The 17,041-nt window shown below is 61.7% G+C and carries 13 protein-coding genes; 8 read left to right on the plus strand and 5 right to left on the minus strand.

Annotated features, from left to right (window positions below):
- Positions 1 to 75: 75 nt before the first annotated feature.
- Positions 76 to 819 (minus strand): basic amino acid ABC transporter substrate-binding protein, encoded by a 744-nt coding sequence (locus T370_RS0109745; RefSeq protein ID WP_005025938.1) that lies wholly within the window; start codon positions 817 to 819, stop codon positions 76 to 78.
- A 241-nt stretch (positions 820 to 1,060) separates the two neighbouring features.
- On the opposite strand from T370_RS0109745, the gene T370_RS0109755 reads away from it, so the two are divergent.
- Positions 1,061 to 1,675 (plus strand): D-glycero-alpha-D-manno-heptose-1,7-bisphosphate 7-phosphatase, encoded by a 615-nt coding sequence (locus T370_RS0109755; protein ID WP_029435604.1) that lies wholly within the window; start codon positions 1,061 to 1,063, stop codon positions 1,673 to 1,675.
- A gap of 194 nt (positions 1,676 to 1,869) precedes the next feature.
- Here T370_RS0109755 and T370_RS0109760 read toward each other — a convergent pair whose 3' ends face one another.
- From T370_RS0109760 to T370_RS0109780, 4 genes are all read right to left on the minus strand, one after another.
- Positions 1,870 to 3,582, minus strand: a complete 1,713-nt coding sequence (locus T370_RS0109760; protein WP_156034395.1) for a lipopolysaccharide biosynthesis protein — start codon at positions 3,580 to 3,582, stop codon at positions 1,870 to 1,872.
- A gap of 459 nt (positions 3,583 to 4,041) precedes the next feature.
- On the minus strand, positions 4,042 to 5,430 hold the full coding sequence (locus T370_RS0109765; RefSeq protein WP_029435606.1) for an aminopeptidase: 1,389 nt from the start codon (positions 5,428 to 5,430) through the stop codon (positions 4,042 to 4,044).
- A gap of 117 nt (positions 5,431 to 5,547) precedes the next feature.
- On the minus strand, positions 5,548 to 6,954 hold the full coding sequence (selA, locus tag T370_RS0109770) for an L-seryl-tRNA(Sec) selenium transferase (protein ID WP_029435607.1): 1,407 nt from the start codon (positions 6,952 to 6,954) through the stop codon (positions 5,548 to 5,550).
- Positions 6,955 to 7,230: 276 nt separating this feature from the next.
- Positions 7,231 to 8,496: a bifunctional folylpolyglutamate synthase/dihydrofolate synthase gene (locus T370_RS0109780; RefSeq protein WP_029435609.1), complete on the minus strand. Its 1,266-nt coding sequence runs from the start codon at positions 8,494 to 8,496 to the stop codon at positions 7,231 to 7,233.
- A 386-nt stretch (positions 8,497 to 8,882) separates the two neighbouring features.
- Between T370_RS0109780 and mraZ the strand changes: the two genes are divergently transcribed.
- The 7 genes from mraZ (at position 8,883) to mraY (ending at position 16,856) form a co-directional block, all read left to right on the plus strand.
- The gene (mraZ, locus tag T370_RS0109785) at positions 8,883 to 9,332 is read left to right on the plus strand and encodes a division/cell wall cluster transcriptional repressor MraZ (protein WP_029435610.1); all 450 of its coding nucleotides are present in this window, start codon (positions 8,883 to 8,885) and stop codon (positions 9,330 to 9,332) included.
- Between the two features lie 89 nt (positions 9,333 to 9,421).
- Positions 9,422 to 10,507 (plus strand): 16S rRNA (cytosine(1402)-N(4))-methyltransferase RsmH, encoded by a 1,086-nt coding sequence (gene rsmH, locus T370_RS0109790; protein WP_029435611.1) that lies wholly within the window; start codon positions 9,422 to 9,424, stop codon positions 10,505 to 10,507.
- Positions 10,504 to 10,809 (plus strand): hypothetical protein, encoded by a 306-nt coding sequence (locus tag T370_RS0109795; RefSeq protein ID WP_005025953.1) that lies wholly within the window; start codon positions 10,504 to 10,506, stop codon positions 10,807 to 10,809. Before rsmH ends, T370_RS0109795 begins: the two co-directional genes overlap by 4 nt.
- 33 nt (positions 10,810 to 10,842) lie before the next feature.
- Positions 10,843 to 12,927 (plus strand): penicillin-binding transpeptidase domain-containing protein, encoded by a 2,085-nt coding sequence (locus T370_RS0109800; protein WP_005025955.1) that lies wholly within the window; start codon positions 10,843 to 10,845, stop codon positions 12,925 to 12,927.
- Positions 12,927 to 14,381 carry a UDP-N-acetylmuramoyl-L-alanyl-D-glutamate--2,6-diaminopimelate ligase gene (locus tag T370_RS0109805; RefSeq protein WP_016360768.1) on the plus strand — a complete coding sequence of 485 codons (1,455 nt, stop codon included), beginning with the start codon at positions 12,927 to 12,929 and terminating at the stop codon, positions 14,379 to 14,381. Before T370_RS0109800 ends, T370_RS0109805 begins: the two co-directional genes overlap by 1 nt.
- Complete coding sequence (locus T370_RS0109810) at positions 14,372 to 15,790, plus strand: UDP-N-acetylmuramoyl-tripeptide--D-alanyl-D-alanine ligase (RefSeq protein WP_029435612.1); 1,419 nt, start codon at positions 14,372 to 14,374, stop codon at positions 15,788 to 15,790. The genes T370_RS0109805 and T370_RS0109810 overlap by 10 nt, the downstream gene beginning before the upstream one ends.
- Positions 15,780 to 16,856 carry a phospho-N-acetylmuramoyl-pentapeptide-transferase gene (mraY, locus tag T370_RS0109815; protein ID WP_005025962.1) on the plus strand — a complete coding sequence of 359 codons (1,077 nt, stop codon included), beginning with the start codon at positions 15,780 to 15,782 and terminating at the stop codon, positions 16,854 to 16,856. Before T370_RS0109810 ends, mraY begins: the two co-directional genes overlap by 11 nt.
- Positions 16,857 to 17,041: the final 185 nt, after the last annotated feature.

The raw sequence follows: 17,041 nt of genomic DNA on the forward strand, positions 1-17,041 counted from the left end.
CGGGCGGCAGGGGAGAGGGCTCCCCTGCCGGTATAGAATCGCAACAGGACGATTAAGGATGAGAGTTACGGCCGCTTATTTGCCGATCCACTTCTCGACGACCTGCTTGTCGATACCCTTTTCTTTCACGGCTTTGATGCCTTCGTTGAGCTTCTTCACGAGATCCGTATCCGACTTGCGGACGGCGAACCCGTAGAATTCCACATCGTCGGTGATGAAGGCAACCTTAAGCTTGCCCGCGTATTCCTGCTTCTTGTTGGCGTAGAACTTGGCGACCGGATCGTCGCAGATCACTGCGTCGATGTTGCCCTTGGCGAGGTCTTCGAGGGCGAGGCCCACTTCGTCGTACGTCTTGACGATGGCTTTGGACTTGGCCTTGGGCAGGGTCTCCACGAGGCCGGTGGTACCGATCTGGCCGCCGACCTTCTTGCCGTCCAGTTCTTTCAGGTTTTTGAGGTCCGAATTGGTGGAAACCACAACGGCCTGGCGGATTTCGCAGTAAGGATCGGAGAAGCCCATAGCCTTCTTGCGCTTGTCGGTGATGGTCACGGAAGAGGCGATGATGTCGGCCTGACGGGATTCCAGGGCGGCGAAAATGCCGTCCCACGCGGTGTTGCGGAATTCAACGTTCAGGCCCGCTTCTTTGGCGACGGCTTTCAGGTAGTCAATGGAATACCCGACCACGTTCTTGTTTTCGTCAAGCATTTCAATGGGAGGCCACGTCGCGTCGGAAGCCACGATGAGGGGTTTTTCGGCGGCATTGGCCAGAGAAGCACACAAGAGCAGGGACAACAGGGTCGCACTGAAAAGACGGATCATACCGACAGCTCCTCCAGATGTTGCAAATGTTCCACGGCGACAAACCGCATGAGGAAAAACGCGCCATCTTTTTCTTGCGCGCCGTTCCCATCCTCCATATTCTAAGCGTCCTCTTTTGCAGGAAGATGTACAGCGTGTCAAGAACCGAATCGCGGAACCACGGGTTCTGAAGGCTTGATTTCCGCAACATTCCCGCGTTGTTTTACGTCATTGTTCCGTCATTTTTTCCGGAGGATTTTTCATGTCGGTTTCCTGTGCGGTGCTTCTTGATCGGGACGGCACGCTCATTGAGGATAAGCATTACCTTTCGGAACCGTCCGGCGTCGCCCTGTTGCCCGGCGTCGGCCCGGCGTTGTCGCGTCTGGTTCAGGCGGGGCATCGCCTTTTCTTGGTGTCCAACCAATCCGGCGTGGGCCGGGGGTATTTCACTGAACAGGCTGTCGTGGCGTGCCAAAAACGGCTTGAGGAACTTTTGGAGCCGTATGGCGTAGCTTTTACGGATGCCGTCTGGTGTCCGCACGCGCCTGAAGAGTCTTGCTTTTGCCGTAAGCCCCTGCCGGGTATGTTCGATGAGCTCCGGGATCGGCACGGGCTCTTGCCCGAAACGACGTTCATGATCGGGGACAAGCTGGACGATCTGGGGTTCGCCGCCAATGCCGGGCTGTCCGCCGGGCTGCTCGTATTGAGCGGGAACGGCGCGGAACATGCCCGGAAGGCCGGATATCCCGTGCCCGTTTCCGGTATCGTCGAGGTTCCGGGCGCGCCTCGGCGTGTCGTTGCTGCGGATTTTGAGTCCGCTGTGGCGTGGATAGTGAGGGATATTGAGAACCGGAGAGGGGAAGAGGGGGCTTTCTGAAGAAGCCCCCTCTTCCTCTCTCCGAACTCTACCCCATCTCCCGCAAAGACTTTGGATTGGCGGGGAGGCTGCGCGGCGGGAGAACCTGCCGGATGTGTGGAGCTGGCGGGATAGAGAGTCCTGACGTTTAATCAGGGCATAAAAAAGAGCCTTGTGTTGCTGCAAGGCTCTTTTTTATGTGTTCTGCGGCCGGATCAGGCTTTTCTCTTGATCAGTCGGAGGCGGATGAGCATTTCCCGGAAATCCTGCCATGAGCACCCGAACAGCCACGGGCAGGTGACCACGAGCCCGAAGGACATGAAGGAGTAGAGGATGCCGGAGAGGAAGAAGCGTATGATTTGATGGGCGTCATCCGCAAAATAGATCCCCGTCGCCTGTTTGCAGACCCATGCGATTCCGAGGAGCGAGCCGAGGATGAGCCCTTGCAGCATCAGGTTGCGGAAGAAATTGAGAGGGATGAGCCGTGAGGCCATCCAGAACAGCAGGTTGACCATGATGAACTGCGTGGTCACGGTTTTGAGGGCAAGGCCCGTTGCGCCGAGCCCCATGCCGAGCATGTCCTGCGGCGCGACCAGCAGCCATACGAGGAGGAAGCCTCCGAAGTGCTCGATAAAGGCAAGGTTCCGCAGTACCTTGGTCTTGCCGGTGGCATGGAAAACGGAGCTTGCCAGTTGCCCGTAAGCCTGATGGGCCGGATACAGGGCCATGATCTGCACGGGGACGAGCGCCGCGGCGAACTCCGCGCCGCCGAAAATATGCACGAGCACGGAAGCTTCCACAGCGGTGAAGCAGGAAAACCATGCCGCGATCCCAAAGAGGAGCGGTGCGAACCGGGTCAGAAGGTGCCCCATATGTTCGCGGTCGTCCTTGCCCCAGGCAATGGCGAGTTCACGCATGATCAGCGGGGTCATGGCGGATACGAACAGAAAACACGCGGCGCTGACGCGTTGGGACAGCGCGAAATAGCCCTGCTGTGTGCTGCCGTCGAACCACTGGAGCACCCAGCGTTCGGCGGAAAGGGCCAGCGCCGAGAGCAGCGCCTGCACGAACAGCGGCATACTGTAGTCGGAAAATTCGCGTGTGTAGGAGAGGCGCTGGTCGCGTGTGAGGCTGAGATCGATATGCGCCCATGAGCGCCGCATGATGGCGAGGCACCCGATCACGATGCTTCCCATCATCAGATATTGCAGCCCGAACAGGCTCCCCGCGTTCAGGAAACCGAACCAGAACAGCGCCAGAATGATGATGGCCCCGAGCAGGTTGACCCCGCTCCGCAGAAGCTCGCCGGGCACGGTCAGGCCGAGGGCGTCGTTCATGGAGCGCACCACGCGCGTCCCCCACAGCAGAAAGCCGTAGAAAGCCGCCAGCGGAGCGTACCAGAGCGGCACGTCGGGCAAAAGCATATCCCCAAGCCCCGGGACAAGCAGGAAGACGCCCGCGAGCATGGTAACGAGGAATACCAGCGCCGAAACCCGGCCATAAAAGGCGACGAGCGGCATTTCGTACTGGCGCCGGGACAGGGCGTTGTAAAAACAGGTGGACGTGCCCATGTCCAGAAAGCCGGTAAGCTGCGTGAACACGCTGGTGGAGAAGTTGAAGTTCCCGTAGACCTGCGGCCCGAGCGCACGCGGGAGCACCGCCTCCATGATCAGATAGACGGGGACGGTGGCGATGTTCGCCAGCAGCTTGCCCATATAGCGGCGTGCCAGCGAAGCCTGCGGGGGCCGCTGGTGCGTCGCCTGATCCGTGTCGGGCGCCTGATTGGGGGCTGATTCGCGTTCTTCGGTCATGGGGCGTTTCGAGGGCAAAAGGATTTCGCGTCTCCGTACGCTGTCTTCGGCCTCAGCGCAATGCCCCTTTGGGGTCCTCCAGAGCGCAATAGCAACTATCATGTTATTTTTATACATGATTGTAAAAGGTTTGCTCCGGATGTCGAGGCGTTATTTTTTGAGGGGGTGGGGAAGAAGACCGGGGAAGGGAGGGAGAACCTTTTTTCCAGAAAGGTCCTCTCTCCCCCCGGACCCCATCCCTCCCACTCCCAAGACTTTCGGCTGGTGGGGAGGCTGCTCGGCAGGAGTTCCTGTCGGATGGGAACGGGATAGCGCGGAAAAGGGCGGCTGTACTTACAGCCAACAAATTGCGGTTGGCCCCGTTTCAGCGTTTTTTTTCATCATGTCATGGCGTTTGATATATTGAACCAAACAGATCTGCATAGCGAGGGAAAACGTTGAACAGGGATTCGATAAAGCCGAAAGTCTTTGGAGGGAAAGGGGTGGGCGCGAGCCGCGCTGGCAGGTTTGGGGAGGGGAAACGTGGGCTCACCCTTTTTCAGAACGTTTCCCTTCCCCAAAGTCTTGGCATTCGGCTTACGCTTCCAAAATGGCCTGATACGCGAGCTTGGTAGAGTAGAGGTCGGCCTTGGAAAGCAGCTCGAAGGGGCTGTGCATGGAGAGGACGGCGGGGCCGAGATCGATGGTGTCCATGCCGTAGGCCGCGAGATAGAGGGCTACCGTACCGCCCCCGCCGTGATCGACCTTGCCGAGTTCGGCCATCTGCCACGGGATGTTCTTCCGATTGAGCACGCCGCGCAGCCAGCCGATGTACTCGGGGTGGGCGTCGTTGGCCCCGTACTTGCCGCGCGAGCCGGTGAACTTGCAGAACGTGGGGCCGTGCCCGATGATCGAGGCGTTGAGCTTTTCGTGCAGCTCCTGCCAATCGGGATCGGTGGCCGCGTGCACGTCGCCGGAAACGGCCGTGGAGTTCTGGAAGACGTCTCGGACCTTGGTTCCCGGTTCCCATGCTTCCGTGAGATCCTCCATGCAATACTCAAGAAAATGGCCTTGCGCGCCTGTGGAGCCTTCGGAGCCGATTTCTTCCTTGTCCCAGAAGATCAGGCAATTGGCGTGTTCGGGAGCTTGCGCGTCCAAGAAAGCGGACAGCGCGGTGAACACGCAGACGCGGTCATCCTGACCGTAGCCGCCGATAAGGGCGGCATCAAGGCCGACGTAGCGCGCAGGGCCGGCGGGCACGGCCTGCAGTTCGGCGGACATCAGATCCTCTTCGCGGATGCCGTACTTACGGTTGAGGAGGGCGAGGATGTTCGCCCGGACCGGATCTTTCTGTTCTTTTGCGGTTTCGTCCGTATCGGAAGCGGAAGGCAGCGGGCTGTGCCCCAGGATCACGTTGAGCTTTTCCGCGTCAAAGGCGTCGGCCACGGTCTTGGTGACTTCCTTCTGTGCCAGATGCGGCAGCAGGTCAGCGATGGTGAACACCGGATCGCCGGGGTCCTCGCCCAGCACGACCTTGATGGACGTGCCGTCCTCTTTGATGATCACGCCGTGCAGGGCGAGAGGCCGGGCCAGCCACTGATATTTGCGGATGCCGCCGTAGTAATGGGTCTTGGCTTGCCCGATACCCACCTGTTCCTGAAGTGGGCGCTGTTTGAAGTCAAGGCGCGGGGCGTCGGTGTGGGCGCTGATGAGGCGCACGCCCGAAGCGAGCGGCTTCTTGCCCTTGCGCGCCACGAAGACGGCCTTGCCCCGATAGGTGCGGAACACGAGATCCTTCTTGAAATCTTCGGAAAATCCGGCAGCCTTCAATGCTTCAACCACGAGATCCACGGTTTCGCGTTCGGTTTTCGCATGGGAGAGGAAATCCATGTAGCGGGTGGCCAGCACGTCCATCTGTTCCTGGCTTGCCGCATCGGCGTAGTGTGTCCAGCCGTTTTTGGTGTCGAAATCGAATTCGTTGCTCATGTATGCTATCCTTTATGGTTTGGAACGTCGTGATATGGTTTTCCTGCTCCCCCTTTCCGTGCGGGAGAGTCCGGGGCCTTATCCATGAAGCCGTGTCCGGGTAGGCCGCTATTGTGCTCACGCCTGATTCAGCGCAGCCGCGATAACATTGGCGGCCATGGGCAGTTCCTCGTCGGCCAGCGTGCGCGGATCGAGCAGGAAGGCATGATCCTCAAGGCGTCCGATTAGGGGCGGAACGGTTTCGAGCAGGCGCTGCTTGAGGCATTCCGGCGTGCATCCCGTGGGTACGGCGCGCACGAGCGTTGTCGGCAGCGCGTTCTCGGGGAACGAGCCGCCGCCGACGCGGGATTCTCCCCGCGCCAGCCGGATTTCGGCCTTGTCCCCGCACGCCTTGCGGAGGCGGGAAGCCAGACGCGAGGCCCGGCGCTTGAGTTCGTCCGGCGCTGCGGTGATCATCGCGACCGTGGGGATGCGCTTCCGGGCGAGCTGCTCGTCCAGATACAGCCGTAGGGTGGCCTCAAGGGCGGCGAGGGTCATCTTGTCGACGCGCAGGGCCCGGTTGAGCGGGTTCCGCTTGATTTTCTCGATGATCGCCTTCGTGCCCACGATAATCCCGGCCTGCGGGCCTCCGAGCACTTTGTCACCAGAGAAGGTAACCACGTCCGCGCCGGCGGCAACCACCGAACGCACGGTAGGTTCGCCGGGCAGCCCGGCTGCGGTGAAGTCGAGGAAGCTGCCGCTGCCCAGATCCTCAATGAGCGGGAGGCCGTGCCGGTGCGCCATGTCCGCGAGTTCTTCAACGGGCACGTCCGCATGGAAGCCGACGATGCGGTAGTTCGACGTATGGACGCGCATGAGGGCGACCGTGCGCTCGTTGATGGCGTTTTCGTAGTCCTGCGGGTGGACGCGGTTGGTGCATCCGACCTCGCGCAGGGTGGCTCCGCTGCGTTCCATGACGTCAGGAATGCGGAAGCTGCCTCCGATTTCCACAAGCTGCCCCCGGGCGACCACGACTTCGCCGCCGGAACAGAGCGCGTCCATCGTGATCAGAACGGCGGCGGCATTGTTGTTGACCACAAGGGCGGCCTCGGCTCCCGTAAGCGTGCAGAGCAGTTCCTCAACGTGGCTGTAGCGGCTGCCGCGTTCCCCTGTGGCAAGGTTCAGCTCAAGGTTGGAGTACCCCCGGCAAGCCTTGAGGATGGCGTTCACGGCCTCGTCCGCGAGGACGGAGCGGCCCATATTGGTATGGATGACGACCCCGGTGGCGTTGAGCACGCGGCGGAAGCGCGGTGCGGCCTCTTTTTCCGCGAAGGCGGCGAGCCGGGGGAGCAGGGCGTCCAAGCCGAGCTGTCCGGAATCCGTAAGGCGTCCTTCCTTGATGTCTCTGCGGCAGCCGTCCAGAAAGGCGTTGGTGAGCGACCGGAGCAATGGGCGGGGCGTCGTTGCGTACAGTACGGGCGCGGCGTTTTCCAGTCCGCTCAGGCAGGCGTCGACCGAAGGCAGGGAGCGAAAGAGGTTGTTCATGTTTTTTCCTGCGAAAAGTGTGGGAGGATGCGTCCACTGTAGGAAGGCTCTTCCCACCTGCTCTGATGCCGCATCCGGCGGGATGAACTTCGAACGAGGCATCATTATAATAAATATCCTGCTCCTAGGGATGGCTGCGAACAGGGATTCGATAAACACAACAGTCTTTGAAGAGAAGGGGGCGGGCCGCGTTGGCGGGGTTGGGGAGGGGGGAGAAACTTTCTCCAGAAAATTTCTCCCCCCTCCCCAATTCTCTATTCCTTTTTCCCCTTCTCGCTAGACAAGCTCCTGCTCCAGCGTTTGCGGGTGAAGGTTAAAGAACTCGCCGAGCAAATACAAGGAGCCGCACAAAAGGACGGGGTGCCTGTCCGCATCTTCGGCGGGAACGAAGGAGGCCGTTTCTTTCAGGGCGAGGCTCAGGCGCTGGGTCGGCTGCGTGATGGCTGGCCCGCGCCCTTCGGCAAGGAGTTTTGCGAGTTCTTCACCGTTCATGGCCCGCTCGTTGTCCTGAATCGTCGGGACAAACAGTGGCGCGTCCCCGGCGATGCGGCGGATAAACGGCAGCATGTCGGAAATATCCTTGTCCGCAAGGCAGGAGAAGATGACGGCGGCGGGCTGGATGTCCGCATCTCGGACTGCCGTTTCGAACGCACGCAGGCCGTGGGGGTTGTGCGCGCCGTCAAGGATCAGGGGCGGCAGGCCGTTGCAGGCCGGGATGCGCTGGAACCGTCCGGGGAAGTGCGCGGAAGCCAGCCCCTTGGCGGTGGTTTCGGGCATATTGGGCCAATGGTGCTGATCGGCGAGCCAGTCCCATACGGCGATGGCCAGCCGGGCATTGACGCGCTGGTGCGGCCCGGCGAGCCCGAGGGCGGATTGCGGAAACGGGAGCGAGGCCGTTTCACGGAGTTCCGCGCCTTTTTCCTGTGCGGTGCGGAGAAGGCAGTCGAGAGCCTCGGCTTCCTGCGGTGCGGTGAAGGCCGGGACACCGGGGCGCATGGCCTGCGACTTGTCGGAGGCGATGTCCGTCAGGGTAGGGCCGAGGATTTTTTCGTGGTCCATGCCTATGGGCGTGAAGCAGACGGCCTGTACCGGCATGGCCGTTGTGGCGTCGTAGTGGCCGCCAAGCCCCGCTTCCATGACGACGAGATCCACTCCCGCTTCGGCGAAGGCGAGCAGGCCGAGGGCCGTGAGGAATTCGAAATAAGTCAGGTTGGGTGCCGCTTCCATGACACGGTCGGCCAGCACGGGCCAGCGGTCCGCGGGCAGCATCGTCCCGTTGATGCGGATACGTTCGCGCGGGGTGACGAAATGCGGCGAGGTGTAGAGGCCGACTTTCAGCCCATGCGCGCGGGCGACGCACGACAGGAAGGTGGAGGTGGAGCCTTTGCCGTTGGTGCCGACGATCTGCACGGTCACGAACGGGGGTGTGAGCAGCCCCAGCGCGTCCAACGCGTTTCGCATCCGGTCAAGGCCGAAGTCCATGTGAAAGAGCCCGAGGGCGTCGAGATGATCTTGTACGTCGTCGAAAGAATGGAAGCGCATTATCATGCCTTTGCGGTGGGTTGGGTGATGGACGCCGGGCGGCGTCCCGCCGGCGCGGCACGGGACGGTCCCGCTTCGTCGGCATGGGGCAGAAACTAGCCTCTTTTTTCAGGAAGGAAAAGATGCGGAGAGGCCGCGCATGTGGTCGGCCCGGAGCGCGCCGGACGAGGAAGCGCCGAGGTTTTCGGCGTTCCGGTGGGAATGAGAAAGCCCGTGACGGACGCCGGGGCCGCTTTCGTAACGGGTAAAATATTTTGTATAATAAATAATTACATATGGTTTTATACATTTGTCACCCTCTTGACAAGGTGGGTGGAATGGACGACAAAGTGGGGGAAAGTGGGAAAAAGTGGAGTATCCTGACAAAAGGGCCCCGGAGGCCGGATATGTTGTTTCGCGGACAGTCCTATAGAAGCCTTGATGCCAAAGGCCGCCTGATGCTCCCCCCGGAGTTTCGGGATGCGCTGACGGCGGCTTCAGCGGACGGTACATTTGTGCTGACGACATATGACGGCTGCCTTGTCGGCTATCCCTCACCCCTCTGGAACGAACTGGAAGAGCGTTTTGGTCGTCTCCGGAACAGTTCGAGGAAAATCCGGGACTTTCGCCGTCTGGTGCTCGGCGGCGCGGAGGATCAATCCTTTGACGCGCAAGGCAGGATACGCCTTTCCCGCGCGCATGTGGAATATGCCGGGCTCGAACACGACGCCGTCGTGGTCGGACAGGGCGACAAGTTTGAAATATGGGATCAGGCCCGGTTCAAGGCTCTGCTCTCACAGGATTTTGACGATGTGGCCGATGAACTGGCTGAAAGCGGCATCGACTTCTCTTTTTAAGAATCCCCGGACACGCTGTTTATGACGTGCAGCCGGAACACGTCGGCCGCAGGGGCGGCTATGCTTTTGCAGCAGGACGAAACGAACCAATGAATTCCGATACTTCCATGCCTTCTCCTGAATCCGTACACATTTCCGTATTGCTGAACGAAGCGGTGGACGCGCTGGCCCCAAAAGCGGGCGGGCGCTATCTCGACGGCACGGTCGGCATGGGCGGCCATTCCTTTGCCATCATGGAGCGTACGGGTGGCGAGGGCTTTTTGTGCGGTCTGGACAGGGACAGGCAAGCCCTTGAGCTTGCGCGTATCCGTCTGGCTCCGTTCGGGGATCGCGTCCATCTCGTGCACACCCGCTACAGTGAATTCGAAGCGGCGCTGGACGGGATCGGCTGGGATGCCGTCGACGGGGCCCTCATCGACATCGGCGTCTCTTCGCTCCAGATCGATTCGGCGGAACGCGGTTTCAGCTTCAGCTCCGATGGGCCCCTCGATATGCGCATGGACCGTGATTCCGAGGAACTGCCGGTGAGCCGCCTTGTGAATCGGGCCAAGCTTGAGGATCTGAAGGACATCATCGAACGCTACGGTGAAGATCCGCAGGCCGGGCGTATCGCGCGGGCCATCGTGGAGGCGCGGGTGCGCAAGCCCATCGAAACCACCGGGGAACTGGCGGCTCTTGTGGAGCGCGCCTATCCGGCGGCATGGCGGGCCAAGGCCCGGAACCACCCCGCCACGCGCACGTTTCAGGCGCTGCGCATGGCGGTCAACGACGAGATCGGCGAACTGGAACGGTTCCTCGACGCCATCCTCGGCCGGTTGAAGCCGGGCGGGCGCGTCGCGGTCATTTCCTTCCATTCCTTGGAGGATCGGGTGGTGAAACACCGCATGAAGGCATGGGCGCAGGGCTGCATCTGCCCCAAGCACATCCCCGTGTGCGTGTGCCATCATGCGCCGGAAGCCCTGCTTGTGACCCCGAAGCCCGTTTGCCCTTCCGAACGGGAGCTCATGCTCAACCCCCGCGCGGGCAGCGCCAAGCTGCGTGTGGCGGAAAAACTGGATCCTCATGCCCGTCAGGCCGATGAGGACTCCGGCGAAGAGGCCGCGCGCCTGCGGTACGAAGCCAAGCGCGCCGCGCGCCTGGCCCGGCACGGGCGTGAAGGGCGGGAGCGGGCATGAGCCAGATGTCGTCGAGCGGCTGGCTGCTGGCCTTCATCATTTCGTTGCTGTTGAGCCTGCTTATGGGGCTCGCGCTGGTGTGGCTCAGCATTGAGCGTACGGATAAGGCATACTCCATCCGTCAGCTCAGGAATGAGGTGGAGCAGCGCGCCGTCCTCAAAACCAAACTTGAAGTGGAACGGGATAGGCTGTTGGCTCCGCATGTACTGCGCCGTAAAGCCATCCAGCTCGGCATGAGCGAGGCCAAACCCGGTCAGATTCGGCGGATGCCCGATCCGGGGCCTGAAGCCGGGGTACAATAGCCTCCGCCCGAGCGGGCCAGGGGTCAGGTTTCTATGGCATATCTGGGCGCGCGCAAGCGCACGACTCGACAAGCTTCTTCGCAGGCCGTCAACCGACGTCGTTCGGAAGGCGGGCCTCGCGCATGGTTTGCGTCCATTGACTGGAACAGCGTCCGGTTCCGTACGGTGGCGGTGCTTTTTTTCGTTGTGTGGGGTGCGCTGTGGGTCCGGGCCGGGTATGTCCAGCTTTGGGAAGGTCCCTTTCTTGCCGAACGCGCGAGGCGGCAGCATATGGCCGCCGAAACCGTGGCCATGCCCCGCGGCATGATCACCGATCGCAACGGCCATATCCTCGCCCGCAGCGTGGAGTGCTGTTCCGTATACGCGAATCCGAGCATCATCACGGACATAGAGGCCACGGCGACGACGCTGGCCGGGGTGCTCGGGCGTCCGGTCGATCAGATCAAACCTCTGCTGGAAAAAAAGCGCAGCTTTGTCTGGATTGCCCGCCGCGTGGACGACGCCACGGCCGAGGCCATCCGGCAGGCGGACCTTACGGGCGTCGAGCTGTCCCGCGAATTCGAGCGTATTTACCCTTACCGTCAGGTGGCTGGCCAGTTGCTCGGTTTCGTCGGTATGGACGGCAAGGGGCTTGAAGGCATTGAGCGTTCGTTTGACGAGCAGCTTGGCGGCCTTTCCGTGCGTCAGGCCGTGCGGCGCGATGCTTCGGGCCGTGAATTCTACGTGAACAGCAATTATGAGGCGCAGCCCGCCGAGGATGTGCATCTGACCCTCGATTTGCAGGTGCAGTCCATCGCCGAGGAGGAAATCTCCAAGGCCGTCACCGAGTTCGGCGCGAAATGGGGCGGCGTGCTTGTGGTGGATGTGGCCGCCGGCGATGTCCTCGCCTGGGCGCAGTTCCCCTTTTTCAATCCCAATTCCTATAATCAGTACCGTCCGAGCGAGTACCGCAACCGTCTGGCGCAGGACGCGCTGGAACCGGGGTCCACGTTCAAGCCGTTTTTGATCGCGTCGGCGCTCCAGGAAGGGGTCGTCACCCGCGATACCACGTTCAATTGCGAAAACGGGTTGTGGAAAAGCCGGTACATTACCATCCGGGACGACAGCCGCCCGAAACAGAACATCCAGAGCGTGGCGAAGATCCTCGCCAACTCGAGCAATATCGGCTGCGGCAAAATCGGGCTGGAGCTCGGCGCGGTCAAGTACCAGCGTTACCTTTCCCGGCTTGGCTTCGGCGAACGCACGAGCGTCCAGCTCGCCGAGAGCCGCGGCATCCTGCGCCCGGCGCGCGAATGGAGCGAGGCCGACCTTATTTCCTCTTCATTCGGACAGAGCCTTTCGGTCACGGTGCTCCAGATGGCGCAGGCCTATCTGACGCTTGCCAATGAAGGGGTGTACAAACCCCTGCGGATCGTTCTCACCGACGATGTGGGCGGAGGGGACCAGCGTATTTTTTCCAAGAACACCACGCGGGAAGTGCTTTCCATGATGCGTGAGGTCGTCGATGAGGGCACGGGCAAGCGTGCCGCCATCCCCGGCGTCTCCGTGGCGGGCAAGACCGGTACGGCGCAGAAGGCGTTTCGCGGCAAATATGGCGGAGAGCGCACCGCGTCGTTCGTAGGGCTCGTGCCCGCCGAAAAACCGCAATATCTGGTGGTCATTTTTATTGACGAACCGTCGAAAGTGAAATACGGCGGCGTGATCGCGGCACCGGTGTTCAAGTCCGTGACGTCGCGGGTCATGGCGTATCATGGCTCGCTGCCGGACCCCGGCGCGCTGACCCCTGCGCAGATCAAGGCCCAGGAAAAGGCCGAGGCCCGGGCCCGCGCCCGTGCGGTGCGGCGGGGGAGCAAGGAAAAGACCGTGCTCGGCGAGTACCGCAGCGAGTTGGCGACGAAGAAGACGGCGTTGCCGGTTCGGGATTCGGGAACGGTCCCGGACGTGGTGGGGCAGTCCGTGCGGCGGGCTGTGGAAATGTTTGCCCGGCAGGGGCTTGTCCCTGTCATCAAGGGCAATGGTTCAAGAGTGGTACGACAAACGCCGGAACCGGGCGTGCGTTGGGCGGGGAAGGATTCGGCCCCCACGTCATGCGTTCTTTGGCTTTCGGAGCAGGAATAATGGGAATGTATCCGCTTTCGTTACTGGAATCCCGCGTGGCCGCGCAGGGGATGGAGTTGTGCATCGACTCCCGCAAGGCGACCCCCGGTTGTGTTTTTGTGGCTCTGCCCGGCAGCAGTGCTGATGGTTCTCAGTTCATTGCCGACGCCGTGGCGCGGGGGGCCGGGTACGTGGTCTGTCGCCCTGAATCCGCCGGGAACTGCGGCGAAGCGGAAGTCGTCGACTGTGCCGATCCCCGCCAGGCCCTTGGGCTGTTGGCCCGCGCCCGGTACGGCACGGCCTCTCTCCCGTTCCCCGTGGTCGGCGTGACCGGGACCAACGGCAAGACCACCACGACCTATCTGCTCGATCATCTGTTCGCCTCCGCGGGGAAGAAGACCGGCGTGCTCGGTACGGTTTCCTATCGCTGGCCGGGGCATCATGAGGACGCGCCCATGACCACTCCGGATTGCCTCGACGTGCACACCATGCTGGCCGACATGCGTGCCGCCGGTGTGGACATGGCCTTCATGGAAGTTTCTTCGCACGCGCTGGATCAGAACCGCGTCGCGGGCGTCGGCTTCGGCGGGGCCGTGTTCTCGAACCTGACGCAGGATCACCTTGACTACCATCACGATATGGAAACGTATTTCAAGGCAAAGGCCAAGCTGTTCCTTGATGGGGACGGCAAACCTTTCGCGGATCGCGTGATGGCCATCGGCACGGATAATCCGTGGGGGGCCCGTCTGGCGGGCATGGCCCCCGAAGCCATCGGTTTTGGCCTGACGGCCTCCGGTGCCTCCGGGCGCTACCTTGAGGGGAAAGTCCTTTCCAGTACGACCGCCGGATTGCGCCTGCACGCTCGTTTTGAAGGCCGCGAATGGGAATTCACGTCGCCGCTGGTAGGCAATTACAATGCGGAAAATCTGCTTGCCGTGCAGGCCGTCGCCCTCGGGTTCGGCCTCGATCCCGAAGCGTTCCGTTGTTTCGAAACGTTCTGCGGCGTGCCGGGCCGTTTGGAGCGCATCCTCAATCCGCAGAATCTCGATGTCTTTGTGGACTATGCGCATACGCCCGACGCGTTGATCAACGTCCTCAACGCGCTGCGTGGGGCGGGCTTCAAGCGTATCGTCACCGTGTTCGGCTGCGGGGGCAACCGCGACCGCGCCAAGCGCCCGCTCATGGGCGAAGCCGTGGCCAGGTTGTCCGACGTGGCCGTGCTTACCTCCGACAATCCGCGCCACGAGGAGCCTGAGGCGATCATGGCCGACGTCATGCCCGGCCTCTCCGGTGCCGCCGAAGTGTTTGCCGATCCGGATCGCCGCCGGGCCATTGAAAAGGGCCTTGAGCTCCTGCACCCCGGCGACGCCCTGCTCATCGCGGGCAAGGGGCACGAGAGCACGCAGCAGATCGGCGATGTCAAACATCCGTTCAGCGATCAGCAAACCGTCCGGGAGATTCTGGGATGCGCCTGAGTTTTGAAGAGATTGTCCGCGCCGTGGACGGTTCCGCCGTGGCGGGAGCCGCGCCTTGCGGCATCGTGGAAGGCGTGGGCACGGACAGCCGTGCGGTAAAGCCCGGCTCTCTGTTCGTCTGCATCCCCGGCGAAACGTTCGACGGGCACGATTTTGCGGTTAAGGCCATCGAAGCCGGGGCCGCCGCGCTGCTGGTATCCCGGAATCCGTTCGATGCCGTGCCGCCCGTCCCGCTCATCCTTGTTGAGGATACGGTCAAGGCGCTTGGGAAGCTGGCGCATTGCTGGCGCGAGCGCCTCGGCGAGACCCGGGTGATCGGGCTCACCGGCACGGCGGGCAAAACCACGGTCAAGGAACTGCTCGCGCAGGTCCTGAGCCGCCGCGGGCCTACCGCCAAGACGCACATGAACCTGAACAACCAGATCGGCCTGCCTCTGTCCATGTTGGCGGCGACCGGCGAGGAAGCGTTTTGGGTCATGGAGGCGGGCATCAGCCACCCCAATGATATGGACGAACTGGGGGCCATTCTTGAGCCGGATCTTGCCCTGATCCTCAATGTTGGGCCGGGCCATGCCGCCGGCCTTGGCGATCGGGGGACGGCGCATTACAAGTCGAAACTTCTTGCGCACCTCGCACCCGGCGGGACGGCGATCATCAGCGCCGATTATCCCGATCTCGCCCGCGAAGCCCGTGCCGTACGGCAGGAATTGGTCTTCTTTTCCACCTCGGGGCGCCAAGTGGATTACCGTGCGGCCTATGTCGTACCGGCGGGCGAGGACAAAGGGCTGTTCCGGCTGTGGCTGGACGGCGTTTCCATTGATGTGGAGGCTCCGTTCCGTGGGGCGTTCGGTGCGGAAAACGTCATTGCCGTAGCCGCCGTGGCGCACCGCCTGGGGCTGGGCGCCGAGGAAATCGCCGCCGGATTCGCCGGGGCCGCGTTGCCGAAACAGCGCTTTGCCTGTTCGAGGGCCGGGGATTGGCTGGTCATCGACGACAGCTACAACGCCAACCCGTTGTCTTTTTCCCGGATGTTGGAGGCCGCCGCTGAAATGGCCGGGGATCACGCGGACAGGCCCCTTGTGTGCGTGCTCGGCGAAATGGGCGAACTCGGTTCGCTTTCCGAGGATGAGCACCGCAATCTGGGCCGCCTTGTGGCGGATATCAAGCCCCGCCTTGTCTGCTGGAAGGGCGGGCACCTAGAAGAATTTGAAGACGGGTTGCACGCCGGACGTTACGGAGGCGCATTCTGCCCGGTGACGTCCGCCGAGGATATGTTCAAGGGCCTTGCCGCCTGTGATCTCGGCAGCGGTGGGGGCGTGATCCTGTTCAAGGGATCACGTTCGAACAAATTGGAAACGTTGGTCAGAGCCTTTACGGAGGCACAGGCGGGAGAACCCCATGCTGTATAACCTGCTGTATCCGTTGAGCGTTGACTATTCCATCCTCAACATTTTCAAATACATCACCTTCCGCTCCGCATGGGCGCTTGTGACGGCGCTCGCGGTGAGTATCCTCGTCGGGCCTTATTTCATCCGCTGGCTGCAGGCCATCAAGTGCCGTCAGGAAATCCTCAAGGAAGTGAAGGCGCACCAGTGCAAGGCCGGGACCCCCACGATGGGCGGCCTGCTCATCGTGTTCGCGGTGAGCGTGAGCGTGCTGTTGTGGGCGGACCTGACCAACGCCTATGTATGGATGACCATGCTGGTGTTCATCGGGTTCTCGGCGGTGGGGTTCATCGACGACTTTATGAAGGTATCCCACCATCAGAACAAAGGTCTCAGCCCGCGCGCGAAATTTGCCGGTCAGATGCTGGTGGCCGGGATCGCCATGCTCCTGCTGGTGTCGGAACCGGCCTATTCCACGCGGCTGGCGTTCCCGTTCTTCAAGACCCTGAACCCGGATCTCGGGTACTGGTACATCCCGTTCGCCATGCTGGTCATGGTGGGGACTTCCAACGCGGTGAATCTGACGGACGGGCTCGACGGGCTGGCTATCGGCCCGATGGTCGTCGCCGGGCTGGTGTTTTCGGTGTATATTTACATCACGGGGCATGTGCGGTTCGCCCAGTACCTGCAACTTGAATACATTTCCGGGGTGGGCGAGGTCGCTGTTTTCTGCAGTGCGCTGGCTGGCGCGGGGCTTGGGTTCCTCTGGTTCAACGCCTATCCCGCCCAGATGTTCATGGGCGACGTGGGGTCGCTCGGGCTCGGCGGCGTGTTGGCCTTTCTCGCGGTGCTTTGCAAGCAGGAACTGCTCCTGCTCATCGTGGGCGGCCTGTTCGTGGCGGAAACCCTCTCCGTGATTCTGCAGGTGAGCTATTTCAAGGCCTCGGGCGGGAAGCGCATTTTTCGCATGGCCCCGCTGCACCATCACTATGAAATGAAAGGCATTCCGGAATCGAAGATCATCATCCGGTTCTGGATCATCTCCGTGATGCTCGGGCTGATCGCGCTGTCGGCATTGAAGTTGAGATGACCCGGGAAGACATTCCCTTTACGGCTTTGAAGAAAGGCCGCCTGCTTCGGCTTCCTTTCCCCTCCAAAGCGTTTGGCGATGAGGCAGGGGAAAATTGTTCCCGAATCAATTGAAGAGAGAACTTCCCGGCGCGCTCGGAACCATTTGAACCGATTTCGTAGAAAACGGTTCACGGCGGCTTCGAG

The organism is Bilophila wadsworthia ATCC 49260 (assembly GCF_000701705.1).
Classification (GTDB): domain Bacteria; phylum Desulfobacterota; class Desulfovibrionia; order Desulfovibrionales; family Desulfovibrionaceae; genus Bilophila; species Bilophila wadsworthia.